General features: G+C 72.1%; 3 protein-coding genes. All 3 read right to left on the reverse strand.

Annotated elements, in window-relative coordinates; translation table 11 throughout:
• The coding region (locus ABD327_RS34825; protein WP_344457460.1) for an NAD-dependent epimerase/dehydratase family protein at positions 1–447 on the reverse strand (447 nt) is incomplete at its 3' end.
• A 5-nt stretch (positions 448–452) separates the two neighbouring features.
• Positions 453–1,193, reverse strand: a complete 741-nt coding sequence (locus tag ABD327_RS34830; RefSeq protein ID WP_344457430.1) for a glycosyltransferase family 2 protein — start codon at positions 1,191–1,193, stop codon at positions 453–455.
• Positions 1,186–1,684 (reverse strand): hypothetical protein (locus tag ABD327_RS34835; RefSeq protein WP_344457432.1); only part of this gene is annotated, 499 nt, incomplete at its 5' end. The genes ABD327_RS34830 and ABD327_RS34835, both read right to left, overlap by 8 nt.

Below are 1,684 nucleotides of genomic sequence, written 5' to 3' on the forward strand. Positions count from 1 at the left end.
GGCCGCCGCCATCCGCTCGCCGGTCAGCTTCGTCCACCCGTAGGAATCAGCCGGAAACCCGATCTGGTCGCCGCCCGCCAGGTCCTCCTCCAGCGGCAGCCACGGCGCTCCCTGGCGCTGCAGGCCCGCCGGGTAGACGGCGCTGGAGGACAGATACAGCACCCGCCCCTGATGGGTGCGTACCGCCCAGTCGAACATCGCGGCGTCCAGCTGCAGGTTGTAGGCCATCATGCTCGGCGCGGCGTCGATGGCCGCGCGGTGCGGGGATCGGGCCGCGCAGTGCACCACCAGGTCGTAGCGGACCTGGTGGAAGCGGAAGACCTCCAGGGCGTCCAGGCCCCGCCACCCGTCCGCGGAGCTGACGTCCACGCCGTCGACATCCCAGCCGCGGCGCTCCAGCTCGGCGACCATGTGGCGGCCGACGAACCCGGCCGAGCCGGTCACCATCGCCTTCACAGCGCGCCCCAGGCCGACAGGTGCTGGCGGGCCAGGGCCTCGCGGACCTGTTCGACGTCGTACTGCAGCTGCCCGGCCTCGCGGTAGGCGCGGTAGGCCTCGCGGTCGCGGTGGTAGGCCTCCGGGGTGTTGACCCGCCGGTGCCCCTCGCTCCAGGGCACCTTGCCGGTGACGGGGTGCAGGTGCTCCACGATCACATCCGGCAGGTACGTCAGGCAGCCGGCCCCGCGCCCCAGGTCGGCCCAGTAGTTGTCGGCGTACAGGTGGACCAGGTCCGGCGGCACCATGTGGCCGAGCGTCTCGATCACGCTGGTGCTGATGGCGATCTGCGTGGGCAGGTCCGGGCCCTGCAGCAGGTCGGTCCCGAACACCATGCCGGGCTGGGTGTGGAGCGTCTGCAGGTATGCGGCGTCCCAGCCGGTGGTGCGGGGCCGGTGGTCATCGCCCATGAAGGCGATCGCATCGGGTTGGGGCCGCTGGTCCAGCGCCCAGGACGCGGCGTAGTTCAGCGCCCCGACCATGGTCGGGGTTTCGGGGTTGACCAGGACGTCCACCAGGTCGTCGTCGCGTTCGGCGGCCAGCGCGGTGTAGTCGCTCATCGAGGGGTCCCCGTGGTCGACGACCAGGAGCAGCTGCGTGGCGGCGCCGCACGTGGCGTCGAAGGCCTCGGCCAGCTCGCGGGCGGCCTGGGGGCGGCCGCGGGTGGGGACCAGGACCAGCAGGGTGCGGCTAGGCATGGGCCACCGCCTTGGCCACGGACTGGGCGACCCGGTCCACCATCACCGCTTCGTCGTAGTGCGACTCCGACAACCACACCGGCTTGAGGTGGGTGGTCTTGACGCCGGTGTCCACGTGGATCGGGCAGCCGAAGGCGCCCAGCCGGGCGCAGAACGACAGGTCTTCGCTCAGCAGCTGCCCGGCCTGGGTCGTCATCCGCGTGTACCAGTTCGGGCCGTCCTGGGACAGCAGGGAGGACAGGACGCTGCGGTGGATGAGGATCATGGCGCTGCCGGTCGCTGCGACGCGCACCAGTTCCTCGCGCGGGTAGTCCAGCCACGGCGCGAATCCCGACCGGCCGGCCTCATCGGTGGCCCACTGGTAGAGGGTGGGGGTGGGGCGGGTGACGTAGCCGCCCATCCCGTCGGGGGTCAGCTCGGACTGGGCGAAGCACAGCGCGCCGACCACGGGCCGCTCAATCCGGTCGGCGGACGCCACGAGCCGGTCCGCG

The sequence above is a fragment of the Actinocorallia aurantiaca genome, assembly GCF_039533685.1.
GTDB classification, from domain to species: Bacteria; Actinomycetota; Actinomycetes; order Streptosporangiales; family Streptosporangiaceae; genus Actinocorallia; species Actinocorallia aurantiaca.